Raw genomic sequence first — 1,008 nt, forward strand, 5'->3', positions numbered from 1 at the left:
TGGGAGACCGGGATGCGTATCGGCGGTGTGCATTCGCTCGATCTCGACGACGTCAACCTAGAAGAGCGGTACCTCCGGTTGGAACACCGCCCACACCAGGGAACGAACCTGAAGAACGGCGAAGCCGGGGAGCGACTGGTCGCGATCACGCCTGAGCTGACTCAGCTGCTGGAGGATTATATCACCAACAGGCGGAAAGACCAGATTGACGACAACGGTCGTGAGCCGTTACTGACGACAACAAAGGGCCGCATGTCTCGAGCCGCGATCAGACGCCATGTGTATCGGATAACAGCTCCCTGCTTCAGGGACGAACCGTGTGATGGCTGCGAGGACGGGGAGAAAAAGTGCGACGAGGCAGTTAGTCCTCACGCGATCAGGAGGGGGTCGATCACTCACTACCTGACCGAAGACGTACCTCCGGAAGTCGTGACCGATAGGATGAATGTCAGCAGGAAGGTTCTAGATCAGCACTACGACAAACGAACAGAGGAGGTCAAAGTCGAGCAGCGTCGGAGTTTCCTCGATAATATCTGAACTGGATCTGAATCGTGAGATCGTAGGATCTCCCCCAATTTCTGTATCCTAGCTATCCTTTCTTTGCTCATCACGAATTCAAAATCGGTGTCGATAGTCACCCCTTCAGCTCTCGTATTCTCAAATCAGGCTTGAATCAAGTGAAGGGTACTCACCATCAGCTCGCGAGCAAAGCTAGATTGAGAGCGACCATACAGACCATCATGCTGTACGTGACCATCCCCTTCGCGGCCGTGGTAGCGTCAGGCGTCGAGATTCCATCACTAGGACTGAGTTCGTTCAGCTCACGGCTGAGTCGGTCTGGTATCCACGCGCCGATCTCGACACCGATCTGAACGGGGAAAGCCACCGGATGTGCTACCGCATTGGGACCGTTTTCGAACTGTGATAGGCTCATCTGTGAGTCGCCATCTGACGTTTCGTACCCTTCTCGGGTGGCGGCCAAAGTCTCCATTCTTCGCTGGCGCTTGC

General features: G+C 55.1%; 1 protein-coding gene and 1 pseudogene. One reads left to right on the forward strand and one right to left on the reverse strand.

Annotated elements, in window-relative coordinates; genetic code table 11:
- Positions 1-537: site-specific integrase (locus tag EXE42_RS15875; protein WP_137706948.1), on the forward strand; the 537-nt coding region annotated here is incomplete at its 5' end.
- Positions 538-694: 157 nt separating this feature from the next.
- Here the strand turns inward: EXE42_RS15875 and EXE42_RS19695 are convergent.
- Positions 695-1,008 (reverse strand): annotated as a pseudogene (locus tag EXE42_RS19695) (hypothetical protein); the annotation flags it as partial.

The sequence above is a fragment of the Halorubrum sp. SP3 genome (assembly GCF_005435195.1).
In the GTDB taxonomy this organism is placed as follows: domain Archaea; phylum Halobacteriota; class Halobacteria; order Halobacteriales; family Haloferacaceae; genus Halorubrum; species Halorubrum sodomense.